This is a genomic window from Nisaea acidiphila, assembly GCF_024662015.1.
GTDB classification, from domain to species: domain Bacteria; phylum Pseudomonadota; class Alphaproteobacteria; order Thalassobaculales; family Thalassobaculaceae; genus Nisaea; species Nisaea acidiphila.
Window position 1 is genome coordinate 2,310,618 of the sequence record NZ_CP102480.1, and the last position, 23,944, is coordinate 2,334,561.

The window sequence follows — 23,944 nt, forward strand, 5'->3', positions numbered from 1 at the left end:
TCTCCTTGGGGGACCCGGCCCGGCCGGCGCCTTCTTGGCGTGCGACGGTCCTGCCATGTCCTGCGGCCCGCATCTCGCCGGGCACCAATTCGGTACTATATAGAGTGACCCCGCGGGAAGCGAATTCAAGCCACTTTTTGCCATGGACGCGCTGCCTTATCATTGAAATGCCGCCACGGCACAAGGAAAGACAGTCTTTCCGCTTCGGAGCCCGGATCCCTTGAAAGCAAAACCGGCCACAGAACGTCAGATCGACCCAATCCGGCCGCATGTCCGGGTCACCCACGAGGGCGCCGATCACCAGACCGCGCTGCCGCCCGGCAGTTCCCTTTCGGCCGAGGATCTGACCATGGCGCCCGAGCGCTGGCTCATGGAGCGCTCCACCGGAATCCTGTCGATGCGCGAGTTAATGCGCGACCTCTGCAACCTGATCGTCGCGCAGGGCATGCCCATGCTGCGCGCAACCTGCTTCATCCGGACCCTGCATCCCCAGGCCCGCGGCCGCTCGGTGATCTGGCGCAAGACGATGCGCGATCCGGAGGAGTTGATGGTTCTGCACGGCATCGAGGAGACCGAGAGCTTCCGGCGCAGCCCGCTGCCGGTCATCTTCGAGGGGGCCGCTGCGATCCGCCGTAAACTCTCCGATCCGGCAACGCCGCTCGATTTCCCGGTGCTGCATGACCTGAAGGAGGAAGGCGCGACGGACTATGTCGCCATGCCGCTCAAATTCAGCAACGGTGACCTGAATTTCGTTACCTGGGCGTCGGATGCTCCCGACGGGTTCACCGCCCGGGAACTCGGCATCCTCGATACGCTGCTGCCGGCCCTGAGCATGCGGATCGAAATCCTGGAGCGGCAGAAGCTGACCCGCGACCTGCTTGAGGTCTATCTCGGCCGCGATACCGGACGCCGGGTCCTGAACGGTGCGATCCGGCGCGGCACCTCGGAAACCATCCGGGCGGCGATCCTCTATGCCGACGTGCGCGGCTTCACCGCGGCCTCGGACGCGCTGCCCAGCGCCGAGATCATCGAGATGCTGAACGACTATTTCGAGATCATGTCGCAGCCGATCGAAGAGCGGGGCGGCGAGATCCTGAAGTTCATCGGCGACGGATTGCTGGCGATCTTCCCGCTTGGTCCCGACAGCACGGCCGGGGAAGCCGATGCAGCGCTGAAGGCCGCGATGGAGGCGCAGACCCTGCTACGCAGCCGGAACGCGCTACGGGAAAAGCACGGCAAGCCCCGGATCGAGCACGCGCTCGGCCTGCATGTCGGCGATGTCAGCTACGGGAATATCGGCAGTCCGACCCGGCTCGACTTCACCGTGATCGGGCCGGCGGTCAATCTGGCAAGCCGGCTGCAGGGTCTCGGCAAGGATCTCGGCTACGCGATCGTCGCCTCCGAGCCGATCGCCCGGATGGCCACCCTTTCGCTGAAGACCCTCGGCAGCCATCCGGTGCGCGGGCTGCGCGCACCGGTGGAAGTGTTCACGCCCTACGGCGTGGAGCCTATCAGGGCTTAAGAAAGCCCACGATCTCCTTGGCTTCCCGGATGACCGGATCGGCGATCTCGCGGGCCCGCTCGGCGCCCTTCTTCAGCACCGCATCGACGGCAGTCGTGTCCTCGGTCAACCGTTTCATTTCCGAACCGATCGGGCCGAGTGTCTCGACAGCGAGTTCGGCGAAGGATTTCTTGAAATCGCCGAAGCCCTTGCCAGCGAAGTTTTTCAGCACTGCATCCGTCTCGGAGCCCTCGAGCGCGGCATAGATCGCGATCAGGTTCCTGGCCTCCGGCCGGTCGGCCAGTTCTTCCGCCGTCTCCGGGATCGGATGCGGATCGGTCTTGGCCTTGCGGATCTTCTGCGCGATCTCGTCCGCCTCGTCGGTCATGTTGATGCGCGAATATTCGGACGTATCCGACTTGCTCATCTTCTTGGTACCGTCGCGCAGACTCATCACCCGGGTCGCCGCACCGAAGATCATCGGCTCCGGCAGCGGGAAGAAATCGACACCGTACATCGAGTTGAAAGCCTGAGCGGTGTCGCGCATCAGCTCCAGATGCTGCTTCTGGTCGTCGCCGACCGGCACGTGCGTACCCTTGTAGACCAACACGTCGGCGGCCATCAGCACCGGGTAATCGTAGAGCCCGACCGTCGCGTTCTCGCGGTTCTTGCCGGCCTTCTCCTTGAACTGGGTCATCCGGTTCAGCCAGCCGATGCGGGCGACGCAGTTGAAGATCCAGGTAAGTTCCGCATGCGCCGGCACGGCGGACTGGTTGAAGATAATGCATTCGTCCGGATCGATACCGGAGGCAATCATGCCCGCCGCGACTTCCCGGGTGGCCCGGCGCAGCTCCGCCGGATCGTGCGGCGGAATGGTGATCGCATGCATGTCGACGACGCAGAAGATCGAGTTGTAGTCGCGCTGCAGCTGAACCCAGTTGCGGATCGCGCCGAGGTAATTGCCGAGATGCAGGTTACCTGTGGGCTGCACGCCCGAGAAAATCCGGTTCATGTCACGCGATCCATAAGACTGATGCGAAAAAGGGCCTGATTTATTGCGGGCCGCTGGCCAAGGGTCAAGGCCGGACTGGCTCAGCTCGCGTCGGCGCGTCTGAGAGACGCCTTCAACTCTGCCGGGCGAAAGGCACCGAGGAGGGTCGCCGCACCGAAATAGACGGCAAGAGCCAATAGAATGAAGCCAAGCAATGCCGCCGCCCCGAGCAGCGATCCCCGCCCGAACGGCTCCAGTTCAGCGCGAACAAGCAGCAAGAGGGTCCCGGCAAGCACCGCGCCCATGAGCAGCGCCGAGGCGACAATTCTCGGCAACCGCTTGCGGGAACGCTCGTCCAACCGGAACACGCCGTCGCGGCGCAGCAACCAGGCCAGCGCGATACCATTGGCCCAGGAGGCAATGGCGGTCGCCAGCGCCAGGCCGACATGGGCGAGGAACTGCATCAGGATAAGGTTAAGCGCGAGGTTCAGCAGCACCGCTCCCGCCGCGACTTTCACCGGTGTCTTCGTATCCTCGCGGGCGAAGAAGCCGGGCTGCAGCACCTTGACCAGCACGAAGGCCGGCAGGCCCGCGGCGAAGGCGACCATCGCCGCCGAGGTCGCCGTCCCGTCCGCGGCCGTGAAGGCGCCGCGCTCGAACAGCACGGTGACGATCGGATCCGCCAGAACGGCAAGCCCGACCGCGGCCGGCACCGTCAGCAGGGCGCCGAATTCAAGCGCCCGGTTCTGCGTCTCCAGCGCCCCCGCCGCGTTTCCGCCGCGCCATTGGCGCGAGAGCATCGGCAGCAGCGCGGTGCCGATGGCGACGCCGATCACGCCGAGAGGCAGCTGGTTCACCCGGTCGGCGTAATAGAGGAAGGAGATCGAGCCGAGCGGCAGGGTCGAGGCCAGCACCATGTCAATCAGCAGGTTGATCTGCACCACCCCCGCGCCGAGCATCGCCGGCAGCATCAGCCCGAACAGCCTGCGTACGCCCGGGGTCAGTCTCGGCATTCTGAGACTCAGAGAGAAACCCGCCCGCGAGGAGGCTCCGATCATCCAGAGCAGCTGGGCGAGTCCCGCCGCCGCCACGCCCCAGGCGAGCACATGGCCCGGCGTTTCCAGCCGGTCCCCGAAACCGACCATGGCGCCGATCAGGATCAGGTTCAGCAGGATCGGTGCCGCCGCCATCGCGGCGAAGCGGTCGAGGCTGTTCAGCACCCCGCCATAAAGCGCGACGATGGAGATCAGCGGCAGATAGGGGAAGGTGATGCGGGTCAGCTCGACGGCGGTGTCAAAGCGTTCCGGTGTCGCAACGAAACCCGGTGCGAGCACATGCATGACCCAGGGCATGGTCAGTTCCATGGCCAGCGTCAGCGCCGCCAGCACCGCGCACATCATGGCCAACGCCTCTTCGGCGAACTTCTTCGCCTCGGCTTTCCCGTCGGCTTCCAGCGCCCCCGCGAAGAGCGGTACGAAGGCAACGGTGAAGGACCCCTCGGCGGTCAGACGGCGGAAGAAGTTCGGCAGCTTGAAAGCGACGAAAAAGGCGTCCGCGACCGGCCCGGCGCCCAGGATCGCGGCGATCAGCACGTCGCGCAGGAAGCCCGTGACCCGGCTGACCATAGTGAAACTGCCGACGGTGGCGGCGGCGCGGATCAGGGACATGGCACTTTCGGCTTTGTGACAGCGAAGGCGGCAGACTGCATCGGAACCGGGGCGGGATAAAGGCAGGACAATGTTCGGCGGATCAAGAGTCGCCGCTATCCGAGCGCGGCGGCGCCGCATCGTCGGCCAGCGCGGTCAGCAAGGCATCGCGGATTTCCTGGATCCGGGTTTCGGAATCGATTTTCAGCCCGAACAGATCCTTCACGTAAAAGACGTCGACGAAGCTCTCCCCATAAGTCGAGATCTTGGCGGAAAAGATCTGGATCTTGATCTCACGGAGCGCCCGCGCGATGCGGTAGAGCACGCCCGGACGGTCGGTCGCGTTCACCTCGATGACGGTGTGGGTCACGCTGGCTTTGTTGTCGATCAGCACGCGGGTCGGGATCTTCATCACCCGGGCGCGCCGCTCGATGCTCCTGCGCCGCTTGACCAGCTCGGAAAGCAGGTTCACCCGGCCGGTCAACGCCTTTTCGATCGCGACGGTCAGTTTCGCCAGCTTGTCCGGCCGGTCGAATGCCTTGCGGTCCTCGTCCTGAATCCAGAAGACGTCCAGAGCCATACCGTTGCTGAAGGTCCCGATGCGGGCATCGACGATATTCGCGCCGGAAATGGCCATCGCGCCGGTGATACGCGAGAACAACCCCGGATGGTCAGAGGTATAGACGATGATCTCAGTGACTTCGCGCGCGGCATCGACCCGGCTCTCGATAGCGAGTTCCCTGCCCTCGGTCTCGGCCTCGCGCACCAGTCGGGCATGACGCACGTGAGTGTCGAGGTCGTAGGCAAGCCAGTAATCCGCATATCCGAGCGTCAGATGCCGCTCGATCTCCTCTTCCGGCCAGCCGGTGAGCGCGTCGTGGAGGGCTTTCTTGGCTTTCTCGATCCGGCCCTTGCGGCCCGCTTCCTCGCCCTGGCCGGTCAGCGTCTCCTGGGAGGCCCAATAAAGCTCACGCAGCAAGGCCGCCTTCCAACCGTTCCAGACATTGGGGCCGACCGCCCGGATATCGCAGACCGTGAGCACCAGCAACAGGCGGAGCCGCTCCGGCGAGCGCACGATGGCGGAGAAATCCTCCACCGTCTTCGGATCGTTCACGTCGCGCTTGAAGGCGGCATAGCTCATCAGCAGGTGCCAGCGGACCAGCCACGCCACGGTCTCGGTCTCTTCCTCGCTGAGACCGAATCTGGGGCAAAGCCGTCGGGCGACGCGCTCACCGAGCCGCGAATGGTCGCCACCCCTGCCTTTGGCGATGTCGTGCAGGAAAACCGCGACATAGAGCGCGCGGCGCGAGAGGACCTTGTGCACCACCTCGCTCGCGATCGGCACATCCTTGGCAAGCTCGCCCTTCTCGATCCTATGCAGAATCCCGAGCATCACGATGGTATGCTCGTCCACCGTGTAGACATGGTACATGTCGTACTGCATCTGCGCGACGACACGGCCGAAGTCTGGCACGAACCTGCCGAGAACCTGGGCCTCGTTCATCCGCCGGAAGATCCGTTCCGGCCCCTGCGGCGCCTCCAGCATCTCGACGAAAAGACGGTTCGCCTCCTCGTTCTTCCGAAGATCCTTGTCGATCCGCTTCAGGTTCTGTGTCACCAGGCGCAGCGCATGCGGATGCAGCTCAAGATCGTTCTTCTGCGCGGTATGAAAGAACCGCAACAGGTTCACCGGATCGCGCGAGAACACCTCATCGTCGACCACGTTCAGCCGGTCGCCGTCGACCTGGAAGTCGCCGAGATCCTGTTTTCTCTGGAAACCCCAGGACAGCCGGAGCCGCGGCTTGCGGCGGTTCTCGGCCTCGATATTGGCGCAGAAGATCCGCGTCAGATCCCCGACATCCTTGGAGACCAGGTAATAGTGCTTCATGAAGCGCTCGACCGCGACCGCTCCGGCGCGGTTGGTATAGCCCATGCGTTTGGCCATCTCGGTCTGCAGATCGACGGTCAGGCGCTCCTCGGCGCGGCCGGTCAGGTAATGCAGGTGGCAACGGATGGTCCAGAGCATCTTCTGGGCCTTGGCGAACTTGCGTGCCTCCGCCGCCGTCAGGACGCCGCGCTCGACCAGGCCCGCGACCTTGTCGACCTTGTAGACGTATTTGCCGATCCAGAATAGCCGGTGCAGATCGCGCAGCCCGCCCTTCCCGTCCTTGATGTTCGGCTCGATGAAATAACGGCTGTCACCCAGGCGCTCGTGCCGTTCGTCCGCTTCGGCGAGCTTGGCCTCGACGAATTCCGTCTCGGTCCCGGTCTCGACATCCTTGCGGAACCGCTCCCGGAGATCCGCATAAAGCGTCTCGGCGCCCCAGAGATAGCGGATTTCCAGCAATGAGGTACGGATCGTCATGTCGGCCTTGGCCTGGCGGATGCACTCGTCCACCGAGCGCGTCGCATGGCCGACCTTCAGGCGCAGGTCCCAGAGCAGATAGAGCATATACTCCACCACCTGCTCGCTATAGGGCGTCTGCTTGTAGGGCAGCAGAAACAGCAGATCGAGGTCCGAGAAGGGCGCCATCTCTCCGCGGCCGTATCCGCCGACTGCGGCGACACAGATCTGTTCACCCTGGGAGGGATTGGCATTCCGGTAGATCTTCTGCGTCGCGGTGTCCGCCACCGAGGTAACGACCACATCCATCAGATAGGCGTTGGCGCGCACCGCCTCCGCGCCGTCGTTGCTTTCCAGAAAGCGGCGCTCGATCTCGGCGCGGCCGTCATCGATGGTATGGCGCAGGAGCTTCAGCAATTCGGTTCGGAACGCGTCCGGCCCGTCGGTTTCCTGCCAGAGAGTGTCGACGGTCTCTTCCAGCGCCGCGGGATCGACGATCTTCTTGCGACCCTTGACCTTGGGCGGCGCGGCCAGGGGAATTTCCGTTCCCGGCGCGCTTTCCGGCATCAGATTGTCGGCGGCCATAGACTTGTCATACCTCGCAAACTGCCTCGCCGGACCTTAGTGCATATTTCCCGGGGGCGCCATGTTCGGCGCTGCAACATGGCGACTAGACCGCGCTTCGATGCGGAGATAAGAACGAAGCATAAATCCATTCGACTCTGATCCTTTCCCGGAGAGTCCGTCCTTGGCAGAAAAACTCGCCAGCGATGTCGTCATCGTCGGCGGCGGCGTGATCGGCAGCGCCATCGCCTATTTCCTCGCGACCGCGCCCGGCGGTCCGGACAGCATCACGGTGATCGAGCGCGACTCGACATACGAAACCGCCTCGACCCCGCGCTCCGCCGGCGGTATCCGCCAACAATTCTCCAACCCGGAAAACATCGAGATCGGGCTTTTCGGGCACCATTTCGTGACCCATCTCGCGGATTACCTCTCGGTCGAGGGAGACTGTCCGGACCCGGGCTTCGTCGAGGGGGGCTATCTTTTTCTCGCCGGTCCGTCCGGCCTCGATGTCCTGAAGCAGAATCATGCCGACCAGTCCCGCCTCGGCGCCGAAATCGCCCTGCTCGATAAAGTTGCCACTTCGGAACGGTTTCCCTGGCTGCACCTCGACGGGATCGCCGGAGCCGCCTACGGCCTGTGCGGCGAGGGCTGGCTGGATCCGAACACGCTGATGCAGGCCTTCCGGCGCAAGGCCCGCAGCCTCGGGGTCACCTATATCGAAGCCGAGGTGACCGGTTTCGAGACAGACGGTAAACGGCTGGATGCAGTCCTGCTGGCGGACGGAAGGCGCATTTCCGCCGGGACGGTCGTCAATGCGGCTGGCCCGAATGCGGGCCGCGTCGCCGCCATGGCCGGGATCTTGCTGCCGGTCGTGCCGCGCAAACGCAATGTCTTCGTCTTCGATTGCCGCGAACCGCTGGACCCTGCCGTCCCCCTCCTGATCGACCCGTCGGGCGTCTATGTCCGCCCCGAAAGCGGCGGCTATATCTGCGGCGTCTCCCCGCCTTCAGACCGGGACCCGGACGGCGAGACGTCCGACCTCGAAGTCGATTATCACTGGTTCGAAGAGGTGATCTGGCCGACCTTGGCGCACCGCGTTCCGGCCTTCGAGGCGATTAAGCTCACCGGGGCCTGGGCCGGTCATTACGATTACAATACGATCGATCAGAACGGCATCGTCGGCAATCACCCGGAAATCGCTAATTTCTACTTCGCCAACGGCTTTTCCGGCCACGGCCTGCAGCAGGCGCCGGCGGTCGGCCGGGCGCTGGCCGAGCTGATCACCTCCGGCGCTTTCCGGACGATCGACCTCTCCCGCTTCTGTTTCGAGCGTTTCGAGACCGATGCGCTCGTTTTGGAGCGCAATATCGTCTAGTCGCGCCGCTCCTTGAGCGCCCGGAGCTCGTAGATCAGGTCGAGCGCCTCGCGCGGCGTCAGATCGTCGGGACGGACCTCGTCGAGCCGCGCCTCGACGGCGCTTTCCGCAGGGGCCGCAGCCGCCGGGGCGGGCGCGACGGCCTGGAAAAGCGGCAGATCCTCGGCCAGATTTGCGGCATTGCTGGAGACCTTGCCCTTCTCCAGCCGCTCCAGCACATCCTCGGCCCGTGCCACAACGGCGGGCGGCAGGCCGGCCAGCTTGGCGACGTGGATGCCGTATGAGCGGTCGGCGGCGCCGGAGACGACCTCGTGCAGGAACACCACGTCGTCGTTCCATTCCCGGATCCGCATGGTGTGGCAGGCGAGGCTGGAGAGCTTCGATTCGAGACCGGTCAGCTCGTGGTAATGGGTCGCGAACAGCGCCCGTGCCCGGCTCACCTCATGCAGATGCTCCACCGTCGCCCAGGCGATCGAGAGCCCGTCGAAGGTCGCCGTGCCGCGCCCGATCTCGTCGAGAATGACCAGAGACCGGTCGGTCGCCTGGTTCAGGATCGTCGCCGTCTCCACCATCTCGACCATGAAGGTCGAGCGGCCGCGGGCGAGATCGTCGGCCGCCCCGACACGGCTGAAGAGCCGGTCGACGACACCGATATGCGCGCTCTCCGCCGGCACGAAAGAGCCGGCCTGAGCCATCAGCGCGATCAGCGCGTTCTGGCGCAGGAAGGTACTTTTACCAGCCATGTTCGGGCCGGTGATGAGCCAGAGCCGCTCCGGGTCCTGCAAGACGCAATCGTTCGGCACAAAGCCGCCCTCGCCGGGATTGAGCGCCTCGACCACCGGGTGCCGCCCGGCCCGGATCTCGAAGGCGCGCGAGGCGTCCACCTCGGGACGGCAATAGCGCCGCTCGGCGGCAAGCTCCGCGAGCGCGGTCAGAACGTCGAGCCGCGCCAGGGCCTGCGCCGCCAGCGCAACCGCGTCAGCCTCCGCGAGCACCGCATCGACAAGCTCCTGAAAAAGCGCCTGCTCCAGGGCGACGGCCTTGTCCGCGGCCTGCGAGAGATCGCGCTCCAGCTCGCCCAGCTCCACCGTGGTGAAGCGCACCGCGTTCGCCATGGTCTGGCGGTGGATGAAATCCTCGCGGCCGAGCAGCTTTTCGCCGTGAGCCGCCGTCACCTCAATGAAATAGCCGAGCACGTTGTTGTGCTTGATCTTCAAGGCGGACACGCCCGTTTCGCTCGCGTAACGGGCTTGCAGGCCCGCGATCAGGCGTCTGCTCTCGTCGCGCAATGTGCGGAGTCGGTCCAGTTCCGGAGCGAATTCCGGCGCGATGAAGCCGCCGTCGCGGGCCAGCAAGGGCAGCTCCGGCGCCAGCGCCCGGTCGAGCTTGTCCGTCAGGGGGCCGTGATAGCCGAGTTCCTCGAAGATCACCTTCGCTTCCTCGGGCGCACCCCCGGCATCGCCGGTCAGACCGCTCGCCATCGCGTCGGCCCGGGCGAGCTGATCGCGGAGCGGCCCGGTCCCGGCGAGCCCGTCGCGGATCGCCGCCAGATCGCGCGGTCCGCCGCGCCCGAGCGCCAGGCGGGACAGCGCCCGCTCCACGTCCGGCAGGGCCTTAAGGGTGTCGCGGATCTCGCCGCGCAGGCGCTCGCCCTCGCGGAAATGCGCCACCGCATCCAGCCTCCGCCCGATCTCCGCGACATCCGTGACCGGCGCCGAGAGCCGCTGGGCGAGCAGCCGCCCGCCGGCCCCCGTGACCGTGCGGTCGAGCACGCTCAGCAAGGAACCGCGCTTCTCGCCGCCCAGCGTTCTCAGGATCTCGAGATTCCGGCGGGTCGAGGCGTCGATCTCGACGAGACCGCCTGCCTGCCAGCGGCGCGGCGGCAGTAGCCGCGGCATGCTGGAGATCTGGGTCAGCTCCAGATAGTCGACCAGCGCACCGGCGGCGGCGAGTTCGGCGCGCTCGAATTCGCCGAACCCCTCGAGCGACGAGACCTCAAAGAGCGTCTCAAGGCGCCGTCGCCCGTTTTCGCTATCGAAGCGGCTTGCGGGCTGCGGCACGTCGGCGCCCTGCCATTCCTGCAAGAGAGCCGAAAAACCGCTCTCCGGTTCCAGCAGCATGTCCGGGAAAAGCAGCTCGCTCGGACCGATCCGCGCCAGAGCCGCACCGAGGCCAGGCGCACTTGCCGGCTGAGTATGGAAATCGCCGGTGGAGACATCGATCCAGGCAATGCCGAAACTGTCCTGCGTCCGGGCCAGTGCCGCCAGATAATTGTTGCTGCGGGCGTCGAGCAGCGCGTCCTCGGTGATCGTACCGGGTGTCACCACACGGACCACCTCCCGGCGCACCACGGACTTGGAACCGCGCTTCTTCGCTTCCGCCGGGTCCTCGGTCTGCTCGCAGATCGCGACCCGGAAGCCCTTGCGGATCAGACGCGCGAGATAGCCTTCGGCCGAGTGATGCGGCACACCGCACATCGGGATCGGCTCGCCGCCATGCTGACCTCGTTTCGTGAGCGTAATATCCAGCGCGGCGGCCGCCGCCTCGGCATCCTCAAAGAAGAGTTCGTAGAAATCGCCCATGCGGTAGAACAGAAGGGCGTCCGGATGCTTGTCCTTGACCTCGAAATATTGCTGGAACATCGGCGTCGCGGCAGCCCGGTCACGTGTAGAGGCCGGCGCGGCGGCGGGTTCGCTGTCGGAAGGGGAAATCGTGTTCACGGCCGGGATGTCGCTCGGGTCAATGGGACGTCGAAAATGGCGGCGACCTTAACATGATGGCGGCGCCTGCCGCCAATGCCGCGAACCGGACCTGTCGCAGGCTCGCACATGCGTCGTTCCGAGATATGAAATTGCCCCTGCCGCACGCCCCGCCTATCGTGAGCTAATCCTATTTCATTCTGTTTATCGAACTGGCACGGACGGCCCAAGGCACACGGGCGCCAACGATAAAATTCGAGGGAGACGAAGCGTCATGGACGATGCAAAGCGCATGCTTGAAACCGAAGCGTTGGAATTTCACGCCTCAGGACGCCCGGGCAAGCTGGAAATCGCGGCGACCAAGAATCTGACGACCCAGCGCGAGCTCGCCCTCGCCTATTCGCCGGGTGTCGCCTATCCGTGCCTCGCCATCGAGAAGGACGAGAGCAAGGCCTACGAATATACCGCCAAAGGCAACATCGTCGCGGTGATCTCGAACGGAACCGCGGTGCTCGGCCTCGGCGATATCGGCGCCCAGGCCGCGAAGCCCGTGATGGAAGGCAAGTCGGTCCTGTTCAAGCGCTTCGCCGATGTCGACGGATTCGATCTCGAGGTGAACACCAAGGATGTCGACGAATTCGTCAATTGCGTGCGCTTCCTCGGAAAGACCTTCGGCGGGATCAATCTGGAAGACATCAAGGCGCCGGACTGCTTCATCATCGAACAGCGCCTGAAGGAACTGCTCGATATCCCGGTCTTCCATGACGACCAGCACGGCACCGCGATCATCACCTCGGCAGGGATGATCAACGCGCTGGATCTGACCGGACGGTCTCTCGAAACCGCCAAGATGGTGGTGAACGGCGCCGGCTCCGCCGCCATCGCCTGCGTCGAACTGCTGAAAAGCATGGGCATGAAGGACGAGAACGTCATCTTGTGCGACAGCCGCGGCGTGATCTACGAAGGCCGCCAGGACGGCATGAACCAGTGGAAGTCGAAGCACGCCGTCGACACCCCGCTGCGGACGCTCGAGGAAGCCGTGAAAGGCGCGGATATTTTCTGCGGCCTCTCCGCCAAGGGCGCGATGACCCAGGAAATGGTGAAATCCATGGCCGACCGGCCGATCATCTTCGCCATGGCCAATCCGGACCCGGAGATCACCCCGGAAGACGTCGCGGCGGTCCGCTCGGACGCCATCGTCGCCACCGGCCGGTCGGACTATCCGAACCAGGTGAACAACGTTCTCGGCTTCCCTTATATCTTCCGTGGCGCACTGGACGTGCGCGCGAGCGAGATCAACGACGAGATGAAGATCGCCGCCGCCAACGCTTTGGCCGAGCTCGCGCGCGAGGACGTGCCGGACGAGGTCGGCAAGGCCTACGGCAAGACCCTGCATTACGGCGAGGGTTACCTGATCCCCGCGCCTTTCGATCCGCGTCTGATCGTCAAGGTCTCCTCCGCCGTCGCTCAGGCCGCAATGGATAGCGGCGTCGCCCGCAAGCCGATCGCGGATATGGATGCCTACCGCGCCGAGCTCGGCGCGCGCCTGGATCCGACCTCCTCCAGCCTGCAGGTCATCTTCGACCGGATCCGCGCCAATCCGCGCCGGGTCGTTTTCGCCGAGGGCGAGGAAGAGCGCGTGATCCGCGCCGCCGTCGCCTTCCGAAACGGCGGTTACGGCACGCCGGTGCTGATCGGCCGGGAAGAGGTGATCAAGGAGAAGGTCGCAGAGCTCGGGGTCAAAGGGGCGGAGACCCTCGAGATCCACAATGCCCGGCTCTCGGAGCACAACGCCGCCTATACCGAGATGCTCTACAAGCGGCTGCAGCGCAAAGGCCATATCCACCGCGACTGCCAGCGCATGGTGAACCAGGACCGCAATGTCTTCGGTGCCTGCATGGTCGCCTCAGGACATGCAGAGGCGATGGTGACCGGGCTGACGCGGAATTTCGGCGTGACCCACGAATATGTCACCCGCGTGCTCGATCCGAAGCCCGGTCAGCAACTGATGACCTATTCGATCGCGGTCGCGCGCGGCCGCACCATCTTCATCGCCGACACCAACGTGAATGAACTGCCGAGTGCGGAGGAACTGGCCGATATCGCAATCCAGACCGCCGAGCAGGCCAGGGCGTTCGGACATACGCCCCGCGTCGCCTTGCTTTCCTTCTCCAATTTCGGCTATCCGCCGCGGGAGAAGGCGGTCCGCATCCGCGAGGCCGTCAAGCTACTCGACGCACGCGGCGTCGATTTCGAGTATGACGGCGAAATGTCGGCCGATATCGCCCTCGACCACGATCTGATGAAGCGGAACTATCCGTTCTCCAGACTCACCGGTCCGGCAAACGTGCTGGTCATGCCGGCGCTGCATTCGGCCAACATCACCTACAAGATGCTGCAGTCGATCGGCGGAGCGGCGATCATCGGTCCGGTCCTGGTCGGTCTCGCGAAGCCGGTTCAGATCGTGCAGATGAGCGCGACGGTCACCGATCTGGTGAACGCCGCCGCCATCGCGGCGCACGATGCGCTCAGCGACTAGACCAATCCGGCGATTGGTTCGGCGGATCGGAAGATTTCGAGCCTGAAACGGAGCGATCTTTCGGCTTTTCGACGGTTTAGGGGCTGATGTCGGTGTTTTGTCGGGGTTATGATAGAAACCGTCATACTCCGGGCGCTAGTGATCGCGGTCAAACGTGCCGCGCAGTCAGTGAGCGCACGACATCGCCCTTAGACCGACGAGACGATGAGCGATCAGCCGACCAATAGGGATTCCGGACCCACCAACGACAGCCCAGCGGCCCTGCCGCTCTGGGATGTGTTTCGCGGCGGGCTGGTCGTCTCCCTGCCGGCTGCGATCGCGCTCGCGGTCATCACCGGGTTCGATGCGGTCGAGCCTGTGCATGCGGCGGGAGCCTGGTGTCTCTCGCTGCTGATCTCTATGGCGATCGTGCGGCGGCATTACAGCCTGCTCGACGCGATCAAACGCCACATCCAGCGGCGCGCCGGCTCGAACGAGCCGGAACGGGCCTCAAAGACCGGGGACGTACTTTCCAATATCGCCGACGGCATCGGGGAAACGGCGGAACTCGCCTCCGCCCTGACGCGGCTGTTCCGCGGGATCTCCGACCGGCGCGGACAGCTGCAGGCCTTGAACGAACGCCATGTCTCGATCATCGACAACATTCCCGACCCGCTGATCTTCCTGAACCAGAAAGGCCGGGTGCAAAGCATGAACCGGGCGGCCCGCGATCAGTTCGGCGGGCGCATCATGGGCCGCGAACTGTCGCAGGTAGCCCGCGATCCGGCCCTTCTCGAGGCCGGCAATGCCGTGCTGTCCGAAGGTGGCTTCCGCACCGTCGAGATCTCCATCTCGGATCCGGTGAACCGGATCTTCAATGTGCGGATCGAAGCGCTGCCCGGCGAGCAGGACGAACAACGCTCCGCCCTGGTGATCTTCCGCGACCTGACGGAGATCCGCCGGATCGAAAGCATGCGGGTCGATTTCGTCGCCAATGTCAGCCACGAACTGCGCACCCCGCTGGCCACCCTGCACGGTTTCATCGAAACCCTGCGCGGTCCAGCCCGGGAGGATATCGAGGCGCATGAGCGTTTCCTCGAGATCATGGAGCAGCAGACCAGCCGGATGACACGTCTGGTGACGGATCTCCTGTCGCTGTCGCGCATCGAGGCTGCGGAACATACCGCGCCCGATCATGAGGTCGAATTGCGTCCGCTCGTCGAGCACATCGCGGCCGCGACCGAGCTCGGCTCCGCCCGGCGCGGTATCCGCATCGCCGTCGACATCGATCCGAACCTTCCCCCGCTGGTTGCGAACAGCGACGAGATTTCGCAGGTTCTGCAGAATCTGGTGGAGAATGCGGTCAAATACGGACGGGATCAGAGCACGGTGACGATCAGCGCCCGCGTGGCGGCCGACCTGCCGGCATCCGTCTCGCTTGCGGCGGAGGATGTCGCGGCGATCAGCGTCAGCGATCAGGGCGATGGGATTCCGCGCGAGCATATTCCCCGCCTGACCGAGCGGTTCTACCGTGTCGACACCGCCAGGTCGCGCGAACTCGGCGGGACCGGGCTTGGGCTGGCGATCGTGAAGCACATCGTCAGCCGCCACCGCGGAGCCCTTTCGATCGAAAGCAAGGTCGGCGAAGGCAGCACATTCACGGTCTTCCTGCCGTGCAAGGCCGGGGATGTCATAAAGCCGCAACATTTCGCCGTCGGCTGAAACAAAAGCTTCACATTTTCGTAGTAATAGGGTCTCGGGAGCGGCGTAGGAAACGGGGCGACCCGATGGGTGACCCATCTGGTCCGTTCGATCACACTCCTATGTCCCGGAGGCAAAATCGTGCTTAGGAATTCCATTCTCAAGGCAATCCCGCTCGCCCTCGCCGGCGTCGTCGCTGTTGCCGCGGCCGCGGAAGCCCGCGACCAGATCCGTATCGTCGGATCCTCTACCGTTTTCCCGTTCTCCACGACCGTTGCTGAAACTTTCGGCAAGACCAGCGGCTTCAAGACGCCGGTCGTCGAAAGCACCGGTTCCGGCGGTGGCCTGAAGCTGTTCTGCGCCGGTGTTGGCGTCCAGCATCCGGACATCACCAACGCGTCCCGCCGGATCAAGAAATCCGAAGTCGAGACCTGCGCGAAGAACGGCGTCGCCGACGTGGTCGAAGTCAAGATCGGCTTCGACGGCATCGTCATCGGCAACGACAAGGGCGCTGCCTCGTTCAACGTGACCAAGCAGCAGCTCTTCCTCGCGCTCGCCGCTGAAGTTCCGGTTGACGGCAAGATCGTGAAGAACCCGTACAACAACTGGTCCGACATCGATAAGTCCCTGCCGAACCAGCCGATCGAAGTTCTCGGCCCGCCGCCGACCTCCGGCACCCGCGACGCCTTTGTCGAGCTGGCCATGCGCCCGGGCGCGAAGTCCTTCAAGATGCTCGCCGACATGCGCAAGGCCGACAAGAAAGGCTTCCGCAAGATTTCCGACTCCATGCGGGAAGACGGCAAGTTCATCGAGGCCGGTGAAAACGACAACCTGATCGTCCAGAAGCTGCAGGCCAACCCGAACGCCATGGGCATCTTCGGCTTCAGCTTCCTCGACCAGAACAGCGACAAGATCAAAGGTGCTTCGGTTGCCGGCGTGCAGCCGACCTTCGACAACATCGCTGCCGGGGAATACGGTATCTCCCGCTCGCTGTACTTCTACGTGAAGACCGCGCATATCGGCGTGGTTCCGGGCATTGAGGAATATGTTGCCGAATTCACCGCCGAGAAGGCGATCGGCGACGAAGGCTATCTGACCGACAAGGGTCTGATCCCGCTGCCGGCCGCCGACCGCGAGAAGTATCGCTCGGCTGCTGCCAACAAGACCAACCTGACCATGTAATCAGGTTGTGGGAGAGGCGGCTTGCCGCCTCTCCCCTGTCTTTATGAATCCGCGCGTTCGGATTCATAAAGACAGGCACACCAGGCCCGCCATTTCCATTGGGCCGTCAGAAACCTCCGCCGGCGGGGCACTATGAACAGCTTTTTCCTTATTCTGGTTGTCATCGGCCTCTCGGTGGCCGGGTATGCGGTCGGCCGTGCCCGATCCGTCATCGCCGCCGCCGGCGATGTGCGCATCCTTCACTCGCTGCCCAGCTACTACGGCATGTTCGTCGCGCTCGGCTGCGGTCTGCCGGCGATCCTCCTGCTGGCCCTCTGGCTGATCATCCAGCCGCAGATCGTCGACAACATGGTGATGTCCGGACTTGATCCGTCGATCATGCCGACGAATCCGGACGAGTATTCCCTGCTCCTGACAGACATCCACAATCTTTCGAGCGGCAACGCTGTGAGCCGGGAGGCAAGCCCCGCGATCCAGGCCGCGACTGACCGCTACGTCGCCCTGCAGTCGATCGGCTTCTGGTCCATGGTCGCGGCCGTCGTCTGCGTCGCGCTGGGCGGTCTCGCGTGGTCCCGCTCGCAGGTCAGCAGCACTTTCCGCGCCCGCAACGCGGTCGAGGGCATCATTCGCGCCCTGCTGATCATCTGCTCCATGATCGCGATCCTGACGACGGTCGGCATCGTGCTTTCGCTGATCTTCGAGAGCCTGCGATTCTTCGCCCGGGTCCCGTTCTTCGAGTTCCTGTTCGGCATCCATTGGAGCCCGCAGACCGCGATCCGAGCCGAGCAGGTCGGCGCGTCCGGCAGCTTCGGCGCCGTCCCGCTCTTCGCCGGTACCATGCTGATCACCCTGATCGCCATGCTCGTCGCCGGTCCGATCGGTCTGCTCTCGGCGATCTACATGGCCGAATACGCCAATCCGAAATTCCGCGCCTTCGCCAAGCCGATGCTGGAAGTGCTCGCGGGGATCCCGACCGTCGTCTACGGCTTCTTCGCCGCCCTGACGGTCGCGCCGCTGATCCGCGGCTGGGGCGAATCTATCGGACTGGACGTCGCTTCCGAGAGCGCGTTGGCGGCGGGTGTGGTCATGGGCATCATGATCATTCCCTTCGTCTCCTCGCTCTCCGACGACGTGATCAATTCCGTGCCGCAATCGTTGCGCGATGGTTCCTACGGGCTCGGCGCAACCAAGTCCGAGACGATCCGGAACGTGATCATTCCGGCGGCGCTTCCGGGCATTGTCGGTGCTTTCCTGCTCGCGATCTCCCGCGCGATCGGCGAAACCATGATCGTGGTCATGGCAGCCGGCCTCGCCGCGAACCTGACCGCGAACCCGCTTGAGGCGGTTACCACCGTCACCGTGCAGATCGTCACCCTTCTGGTCGGCGACCAGGAATTCGACTCGGCCAAGACCCTGGCGGCCTTCGCGCTCGGTCTGGTGCTGTTCTTCGTTACCCTCGGCCTGAACGTGATCGCCCTCCGGGTGGTCCGGAAATATCGGGAAAAATATGACTGACGCGATCATGAATTCGAAGCCGAGCACCGAGGTCCGGCGCCCCGTGGCCTCGGAAGAGCGATTGAGGAAACGGTATGCCGCCGAGCGCCGTTTCCGGCTGTACGGCCTCTGCAGCATCTTCGCCGCCGGCCTGATGCTGATATTCCTCGTCGGCAGCATTGCCGGCACCGGCTGGAGTGCCTTCCTGCAGACCTATGTGCAGCTCAGCATCCATTTCGATCCGGAATATCTCGATCCGGCTGGCACCGGAGACCCGGAACAGCTCCGGACCGCCGATTACGGCGGGCTGATGAAGAAAAACCTGCGCGACAACTTCCCCGAAGTCACCGGCCGGAAGGACAAGCGCAAGCTCTACAACTTCATCTCTCCGAATGCCGGCTTCGATCTGCGCTCCATGCTTATCGAGAACCCGTCTCTGGTCGGCACCACGCAGGATCTCTGGATCAAGGCTTCCGACGACATCGACATGCTGACCAAGGGCTATGTCGACCGGACTGTCCCTGAGTCCGACCGCCGGGTCACTGACATGGAGCTCGCCTGGTACGACAAGCTGGACAATGCCGGCAAGGTCAAGAGCAGCTTCAATACGGACTTCTTCCTGAAAGCGGACAGCCGCGAACCTGAGGAAGCGGGCATTCTCGGTGCGGTCACCGGTTCTGCCCTCACCCTTCTGATCACCCTGTTGCTCTCTTTCCCGGTGGGCGTAATGGCCGCGGTCTATCTCGAGGAGTTCGCGCCGAAGAACAAATGGACCGACCTGATCGAGGTCAACATCAACAACCTCGCCGCAGTTCCCTCCATCGTCTTCGGCCTGCTCGGTCTCGCGATGTTCCTCAACTTCTTCGGCTTCCCGCGCTCGGCCCCGCTGGTCGGCGGCATGGTGCTGGCGCTGATGACACTGCCGACCATCATTATCGCCGCGCGTTCGGCCCTGAAAGCGGTGCCGCCGTCGATCCGAGAGGCGGCGTTGGGTCTCGGCGCATCGCCGCTACAGGTCGTGACCCATCACGTGCTGCCGCTGGCGATGCCCGGCATCCTGACCGGAACCATTATCGGCATGGCCCAGGCCCTCGGCGAAACGGCGCCGCTGCTGATGATCGGCATGATCGCCTTCATCGTCGACGTTCCCGGCGGCTTCACCGATCCGGCGACCGTGCTCCCGGTGCAGATCTATCTCTGGGCCGACAGCCCGGAGCGCGCCTTCGTGGAGCGGACCTCGGCCGCGATCATGGTGCTGCTGGCCTTCCTGATTTTCATGAATTTCGTGGCCGTCTTGCTCCGCAAGAAGTTCGAACGGCGCTGGTAAGAACCCGATGAGCGAGAAGTCAAAGATGAGCAAGAAGAGCGGATCCTCTGCCGCAAGCGCCACGCCCAAGATGAAGGGCGACAAGGTCAAGGTGTTCTACGGCGAAAAGCAGGCGCTGCAGGATGTCGATCTGGAGATCAAGCCGAACGAGGTGACGGCGCTGATCGGCCCCTCGGGCTGCGGCAAGTCGACGTTCCTGCGCTGCCTGAACCGGATGAACGATGTGATCGATATCTGCCGCGTCGAAGGCAAGATCACGCTCGACGACGAGGACATCTACGATAGCGGACTCGATCCGGTGCAGCTGCGCGCCCGGGTCGGCATGGTGTTCCAGAAACCGAATCCGTTCCCGAAATCGATCTACGACAACATCGCCTACGGTCCGCGCATTCACGGCACGGCCTCGAGCAAGGCGGAGATCGACGAGATCGTCGAAACCAGCCTGACCAAGGCCGGCCTGTTCGAGGAAGTGAAGGACCGCCTGCAGGAGCCCGGCACCGGACTATCCGGCGGCCAGCAGCAGCGTCTCTGCATCGCCCGCGCGATCGCGGTCAATCCGGAAGTGATCCTGATGGACGAGCCCTGCTCGGCGCTCGACCCGATCGCGACCGCGAAGATCGAGGAACTGATCGACGAGCTGCGCGAGAACTTCACCATCGTGATCGTCACCCACTCGATGCAGCAGGCCGCGCGCGTGTCCCAGCGCACCGCCTTCTTCCATCTCGGCGAGCTGGTCGAGGTCGGCGACACCGAGCAGATCTTCACCAACCCGACCGACTCCCGGACCCAGGGTTACATCACCGGACGGTTCGGCTGATCGGAACCGACAAAGAAAATTTGCCCATGCCAGTAAACGACCACATCGTCCGCTCTTTCGATGAGGATCTCGAAGCCCTGAAAGCAAAGATCGCCCAGATGGGCGGGCTTGTGGAAGCGCAGTGCGAATCGGCGGTGCGCGCGGTCAATCGCCGGGATCAGACCCTCGCCCAGCGCGTCAAGACGTCGGACGACCAGATCGATGCCCTCGAGGCGGAGATCGAAGCGATGAGCCTGCGCTTGCTCGCGTTGCGCCAACCTCTCGGCGGCGATCTCAGGACCGTGGTGGCAAGTCTCAAGATCGTCAGCGATCTCGAACGAATCGGCGATTACGCTGCGAATATCGGCAAGCGCGCGATCGTGCTGAGCGGTCTGCCTGAGATCCCGCCGGCCAACGGCATCGTGCGCATCGGCGCCCTTGTCCAGTCGCTCATCAAGGACGTTCTGGACGCCTACGCGGACGACAATCTCGAACTCGCCGTCGCCGCCTGGCACCGGGACGAGGATATCGACGAGCTCTATACCAGCCTCTTCCGCGAACTCCTCACCTACATGATGGAGGACCCGCGCAACATCACGGCATCGACTCACCTTCTGTTCATTGCCAAGAACCTGGAACGCATGGGCGATCACGCGACCAACATCGCCGAAACCGTACATTTCCAGGTCAAGGGCACAAAGATGGAAGCGGACCGCCCGAAAGGCGAGGACGCCAGCTATATCGTTGAGATGCCTGAGTAATCGGTAGAATCGAGAGTGGTAATCCGATGAACATGATGAACCCCAAAATCCTCGTGGTAGAGGACGAAGCCCCGATCGTCACGCTGCTGCGCTACAATCTGGAACGCGAAGGTTTCGAGGTCCTGGAAGCCGGCGACGGCGAGGAAGCCATCCTGCTGGCAATGGAAAAGGGCCCGGACCTGATCCTGCTCGACTGGATGCTTCCCCTGCTCTCCGGCGTCGAAGTCTGCCGCCGGCTGCGGCGGACGCCGGAAACCAAAGGCGTTCCGGTGATCATGCTGACGGCGCGCGGCGACGAGGGAGACCGGATCCGCGGACTCAATGCCGGTGCCGACGATTACATCACCAAGCCTTTCAGCCCGAGCGAGCTGATCGCCCGGATCCGTGCCGTGCTGCGCCGGACCCGTCCGGCGAGCGACGCGGAGACACTGCAGTTCGAGGATCTGGAAATGGATCTGGCCGCCCACAAGGTGCGCCGGAACAGCCGCGAGATCCATCTCGGCCCGACCGAGTTCCGCCTGCTGCGCTATTTCCTCGAGCATCCGGGCCGGGTGTTCTCCCGCGAGCAGTTGCTCGACCGGGTCTGGGGACCGGATATCTATGTCGAGCCGCGCACCGTGGATGTGCATATCCGCCGACTGCGCAAGGCGATCAATATCGACACGGAATCGGATCTGATCCGCACCGTGCGGTCCGCGGGCTACGCGCTCGACCGGCCGACCGCGCCGGCCTGATCAGGCTTCGGCCCGCACCACCCCGCCGGAGCGCTCCGGCGGGAACATCCGCATCAGCACCAGAAGCAGGATCAGTCCCGGCACCGCGATCGCCGTCGAGGCCAGGAAGAAACCGATCCAGCCGATATGATCGGTGATCCACCCGCCGCCGGAACTGAGCACCGTACGGCCGAAGGCCATGAAGGACGAGAGCAGCGCGTACTGGGTCGCGGTAAAGGCGACATTGGTCAGGCTCGAGAGATAGGCGACGAAGGCCGCGGTCCCCATGCCGCCGGTGAAATTCTCCACCCCGATGGTCGCCGTCAGCATCCAGATATCGTGTCCGGCCAGAGCCTGTGCGACGAAGATCAGATTTGAAAGCGCCTGCAATACGCCGGAGACAAGCAGGGCTTTCAGCAGACCAAGACGCTTGACCAGCGCCCCTCCGGCGAACAACCCGACAAGCAGCGCCACCAGTCCGAACAGTTTCGTCACCTGGGCGATCTCGGTCTTGCTGAAGCCGAGATCGATATAGAACGGGTTGGTCAGCGTGCCGAGAAAGGCATCGCCGAGCTTATAGAGCAGAATGAAGGCGAGAATCAGGACCGCACCGCGCCGGGTCAGAAACTCCGCGAACGGCTCGTAAACGGCGCTCAGCAGCCACTCGTAGGGCGTCTGAGGCGGCTGGTCCGTCGCCGGACTGTCCCCCGGCTCCGGGCTTGCGAGTGCGCTGAAGACGCCGATCAGGACGAGTGCCGCCATCGAAAGATAGGCGAGGAACCAGCCGGCCTGGTCCGCGACGACGAGCGCGCCCGCACCGGCCGCCAGCATGCCGACCCGGTATCCGAGAGTGTAGGCCGCCGCGCCCGCGCCCTGCTCGTCTTCTCTAAGGGATTCGATCCGGAATGCGTCGACCACGATGTCTTGGCTGGCCGCGCAAAAGCTCACGATGACGGCGAAGAAGGCCATCAGCCACGGGGTCGCCACCGGATCGGTCGCGCCCATCAGGACGATCGCCGTCATCAGGGCGAGCTGGGTCACCAGCAGCCAGGCCCGCCGGCGCCCCAGCATCCGGCCGAGCACGGGCACCGCGAGACGGTCCATCAGCGGCGCCCAGAGGAACTTCAATGTGAACGGCGTGCCGACGAGTGCAAAGACGGCGATGGTTGTCAGATCGACGCCAGACTCCCGCATCCAGGCGCTCAGCGTCGAGAACGACAGGAGCAGCGGCAGGCCGCTGGAAAAACCGAGCAGGAGCACGACGAGGACGCGCCGCTTCAGATAGAGAGCGGCCGTCTCCGCCAGCCAGCCGCGCAAGCCGGCCGCCGCGTCAGCCAAGCCGCGCCGCCAGAAGCTCTTTCAGGTCGGCCTCGGGACGGGCGCCGTAATGCGAGATCACCTCGGCGGCGGCGACGCTGCCGGCCCGGCCCCAGTCGGCCGGCGCCATATCCTGGGTATAACCGTAGAGGAAGCCCGCCGCGTAGAGATCGCCGGCGCCCGTGGTATCGACTACCTGTTCCACCGGATCCGCATCGATCACATGAACCTCGTCCTTGTGCAGCACAAGGGAACCCTTGGGACCGCGCGTCACGCCGGCGGACTCGCAGCTCCAGCGCAGCTTCTGCAGCGCATCGTCGAAATCCTCGGTCTGGTAGAGCGACAGCAGCTCCTGCTCGTTGGCGAACAGGATGTCGATATGGTGGTCGACCAGTTCCATGAAGGCGTCGCGGTGCCGGTCGACGCAGAACGGGTCCGAGAGGGTCAGAGAGACCTTGCCGCCGCTCGCATGGGTCTGCTTCGCGGCCTCGACAAAGGCTTTCTTCGCTTCCGGCGGATCGAACAGGTAGCCTTCGAGATAGACCACCTTGCTGGCGGCGATCCTGTCCTTGTCGATATCCTGCGGGCCGAGCTGCACGCAGGCGCCGAGGAAGGTGTTCATGCTGCGCTGCGCGTCCGGCGTCACCAGGATGAGGCTGCGCGCGGTCGGCGGACCGTCGAGGGTCGGCGGGGTCTCGAAGCTGACGCCCATCGCCGTGATGTCGTGCCGGAAGACCTTGCCGAGCGTGTCGTCATGGACCTTGCCGATATAGGCGGTGGCGCCGCCCAGGGCTGCGATCCCGGCGGCGGTGTTCCCTGCCGATCCGCCGGACATCTCGATCCCGGGGCCCATCTTGCCGTAGAGCGTCTCCGCGCGATCCGCGTCGATCAGGTTCATTGCGCCTTTCTCGATGCCGTTCTCTGTAAGAAACGCGTCATCGGCACGAGTGATGACGTCGACAATGGCGTTTCCGATGCAGGTAACGTCGAGGGACTTGGCTGACATGCGCGG

The 23,944-nt window shown here is 64.2% G+C and carries 16 protein-coding genes; 10 read left to right on the forward strand and 6 right to left on the reverse strand.

Going from position 1 to position 23,944, the window contains the following annotated elements; genetic code table 11:
* The first annotated feature begins 220 nt into the window (after positions 1-220).
* On the forward strand, positions 221-1,522 hold the full coding sequence (locus NUH88_RS10620; protein ID WP_257772034.1) for an adenylate/guanylate cyclase domain-containing protein: 1,302 nt from the start codon (positions 221-223) through the stop codon (positions 1,520-1,522).
* Here the strand turns inward: NUH88_RS10620 and trpS are convergent.
* The 3 genes from trpS to NUH88_RS10635 form a co-directional block, all read right to left on the reverse strand.
* The gene (trpS, locus tag NUH88_RS10625) at positions 1,512-2,513 is read right to left on the reverse strand and encodes a tryptophan--tRNA ligase (protein WP_257772036.1); all 1,002 of its coding nucleotides are present in this window, start codon (positions 2,511-2,513) and stop codon (positions 1,512-1,514) included. The genes NUH88_RS10620 and trpS overlap by 11 nt on opposite strands.
* A gap of 80 nt (positions 2,514-2,593) precedes the next feature.
* Positions 2,594-4,159: a murein biosynthesis integral membrane protein MurJ gene (gene murJ, locus NUH88_RS10630; RefSeq protein ID WP_257772037.1), complete on the reverse strand. Its 1,566-nt coding sequence runs from the start codon at positions 4,157-4,159 to the stop codon at positions 2,594-2,596.
* A gap of 82 nt (positions 4,160-4,241) precedes the next feature.
* On the reverse strand, positions 4,242-7,067 hold the full coding sequence (locus tag NUH88_RS10635; RefSeq protein WP_257772038.1) for a [protein-PII] uridylyltransferase: 2,826 nt from the start codon (positions 7,065-7,067) through the stop codon (positions 4,242-4,244).
* A gap of 163 nt (positions 7,068-7,230) precedes the next feature.
* Between NUH88_RS10635 and NUH88_RS10640 the strand changes: the two genes are divergently transcribed.
* Complete coding sequence (locus tag NUH88_RS10640) at positions 7,231-8,424, forward strand: NAD(P)/FAD-dependent oxidoreductase (protein WP_257772039.1); 1,194 nt, start codon at positions 7,231-7,233, stop codon at positions 8,422-8,424.
* On the opposite strand, the gene mutS is transcribed toward NUH88_RS10640, so the two are convergent.
* Positions 8,421-11,144: a DNA mismatch repair protein MutS gene (gene mutS / locus NUH88_RS10645; protein ID WP_372743558.1), complete on the reverse strand. Its 2,724-nt coding sequence runs from the start codon at positions 11,142-11,144 to the stop codon at positions 8,421-8,423. The two genes, NUH88_RS10640 and mutS, sit on opposite strands and share 4 nt — an antisense overlap.
* A gap of 253 nt (positions 11,145-11,397) precedes the next feature.
* Here mutS and NUH88_RS10650 point away from each other — a divergent pair, with 253 nt between their 5' ends.
* The 8 genes from NUH88_RS10650 (at position 11,398) to phoB (ending at position 21,636) form a co-directional block, all read left to right on the forward strand.
* Entirely contained in the window at positions 11,398-13,662 is a 2,265-nt protein-coding gene (locus NUH88_RS10650; RefSeq protein ID WP_257772041.1) for an NADP-dependent malic enzyme, read from the forward strand.
* A gap of 204 nt (positions 13,663-13,866) precedes the next feature.
* Positions 13,867-15,363 carry an ATP-binding protein gene (locus tag NUH88_RS10655; protein ID WP_257772043.1) on the forward strand — a complete coding sequence of 499 codons (1,497 nt, stop codon included), beginning with the start codon at positions 13,867-13,869 and terminating at the stop codon, positions 15,361-15,363.
* Between the two features lie 120 nt (positions 15,364-15,483).
* Positions 15,484-16,524, forward strand: a complete 1,041-nt coding sequence (locus NUH88_RS10660) for a PstS family phosphate ABC transporter substrate-binding protein (protein WP_257772045.1) — start codon at positions 15,484-15,486, stop codon at positions 16,522-16,524.
* Between the two features lie 132 nt (positions 16,525-16,656).
* Positions 16,657-18,039 carry a phosphate ABC transporter permease subunit PstC gene (gene pstC, locus NUH88_RS10665; protein WP_257772046.1) on the forward strand — a complete coding sequence of 461 codons (1,383 nt, stop codon included), beginning with the start codon at positions 16,657-16,659 and terminating at the stop codon, positions 18,037-18,039.
* The gene (gene pstA, locus NUH88_RS10670; RefSeq protein ID WP_257772047.1) at positions 18,032-19,345 is read left to right on the forward strand and encodes a phosphate ABC transporter permease PstA; all 1,314 of its coding nucleotides are present in this window, start codon (positions 18,032-18,034) and stop codon (positions 19,343-19,345) included. The genes pstC and pstA overlap by 8 nt, the downstream gene beginning before the upstream one ends.
* 25 nt (positions 19,346-19,370) lie before the next feature.
* Positions 19,371-20,162 (forward strand): phosphate ABC transporter ATP-binding protein PstB, encoded by a 792-nt coding sequence (gene pstB, locus NUH88_RS10675; protein ID WP_257772049.1) that lies wholly within the window; start codon positions 19,371-19,373, stop codon positions 20,160-20,162.
* 26 nt (positions 20,163-20,188) lie between these two features.
* Positions 20,189-20,902 carry a phosphate signaling complex protein PhoU gene (gene phoU, locus NUH88_RS10680; protein ID WP_257772051.1) on the forward strand — a complete coding sequence of 238 codons (714 nt, stop codon included), beginning with the start codon at positions 20,189-20,191 and terminating at the stop codon, positions 20,900-20,902.
* Positions 20,903-20,937: 35 nt separating this feature from the next.
* Positions 20,938-21,636: a phosphate regulon transcriptional regulator PhoB gene (gene phoB, locus NUH88_RS10685; RefSeq protein WP_372743566.1), complete on the forward strand. Its 699-nt coding sequence runs from the start codon at positions 20,938-20,940 to the stop codon at positions 21,634-21,636.
* Here the strand turns inward: phoB and NUH88_RS10690 are convergent, their stop codons facing one another.
* Entirely contained in the window at positions 21,637-22,953 is a 1,317-nt protein-coding gene (locus NUH88_RS10690; RefSeq protein WP_257772053.1) for an AmpG family muropeptide MFS transporter, read from the reverse strand.
* Positions 22,946-23,938: an adenosine kinase gene (locus NUH88_RS10695; protein WP_257772055.1), complete on the reverse strand. Its 993-nt coding sequence runs from the start codon at positions 23,936-23,938 to the stop codon at positions 22,946-22,948. The genes NUH88_RS10690 and NUH88_RS10695 overlap by 8 nt, the downstream gene beginning before the upstream one ends.
* Positions 23,939-23,944 lie beyond the last annotated feature (6 nt).

What these genes read in the sequence shown, in the direction of transcription:
- trpS (WP_257772036.1), bottom strand. Translation starts at nt 2,513, where the DNA reads ATGAACCGGATTTTCTCGGGCGTGCAGCCCACAGGTAACCTGCATCTC.
- murJ (WP_257772037.1), bottom strand. Translation starts at nt 4,159, where the DNA reads ATGTCCCTGATCCGCGCCGCCGCCACCGTCGGCAGTTTCACTATGGTC.
- NUH88_RS10635 (WP_257772038.1), bottom strand. Translation starts at nt 7,067, where the DNA reads ATGGCCGCCGACAATCTGATGCCGGAAAGCGCGCCGGGAACGGAAATT.
- NUH88_RS10650 (WP_257772041.1), top strand. Translation starts at nt 11,398, where the DNA reads ATGGACGATGCAAAGCGCATGCTTGAAACCGAAGCGTTGGAATTTCAC.
- NUH88_RS10655 (WP_257772043.1), top strand. Translation starts at nt 13,867, where the DNA reads ATGAGCGATCAGCCGACCAATAGGGATTCCGGACCCACCAACGACAGC.
- pstC (WP_257772046.1), top strand. Translation starts at nt 16,657, where the DNA reads ATGAACAGCTTTTTCCTTATTCTGGTTGTCATCGGCCTCTCGGTGGCC.
- pstA (WP_257772047.1), top strand. Translation starts at nt 18,032, where the DNA reads ATGACTGACGCGATCATGAATTCGAAGCCGAGCACCGAGGTCCGGCGC.
- pstB (WP_257772049.1), top strand. Translation starts at nt 19,371, where the DNA reads ATGAGCAAGAAGAGCGGATCCTCTGCCGCAAGCGCCACGCCCAAGATG.
- phoU (WP_257772051.1), top strand. Translation starts at nt 20,189, where the DNA reads ATGCCAGTAAACGACCACATCGTCCGCTCTTTCGATGAGGATCTCGAA.
- phoB (WP_372743566.1), top strand. Translation starts at nt 20,938, where the DNA reads ATGAACCCCAAAATCCTCGTGGTAGAGGACGAAGCCCCGATCGTCACG.
- NUH88_RS10695 (WP_257772055.1), bottom strand. Translation starts at nt 23,938, where the DNA reads ATGTCAGCCAAGTCCCTCGACGTTACCTGCATCGGAAACGCCATTGTC.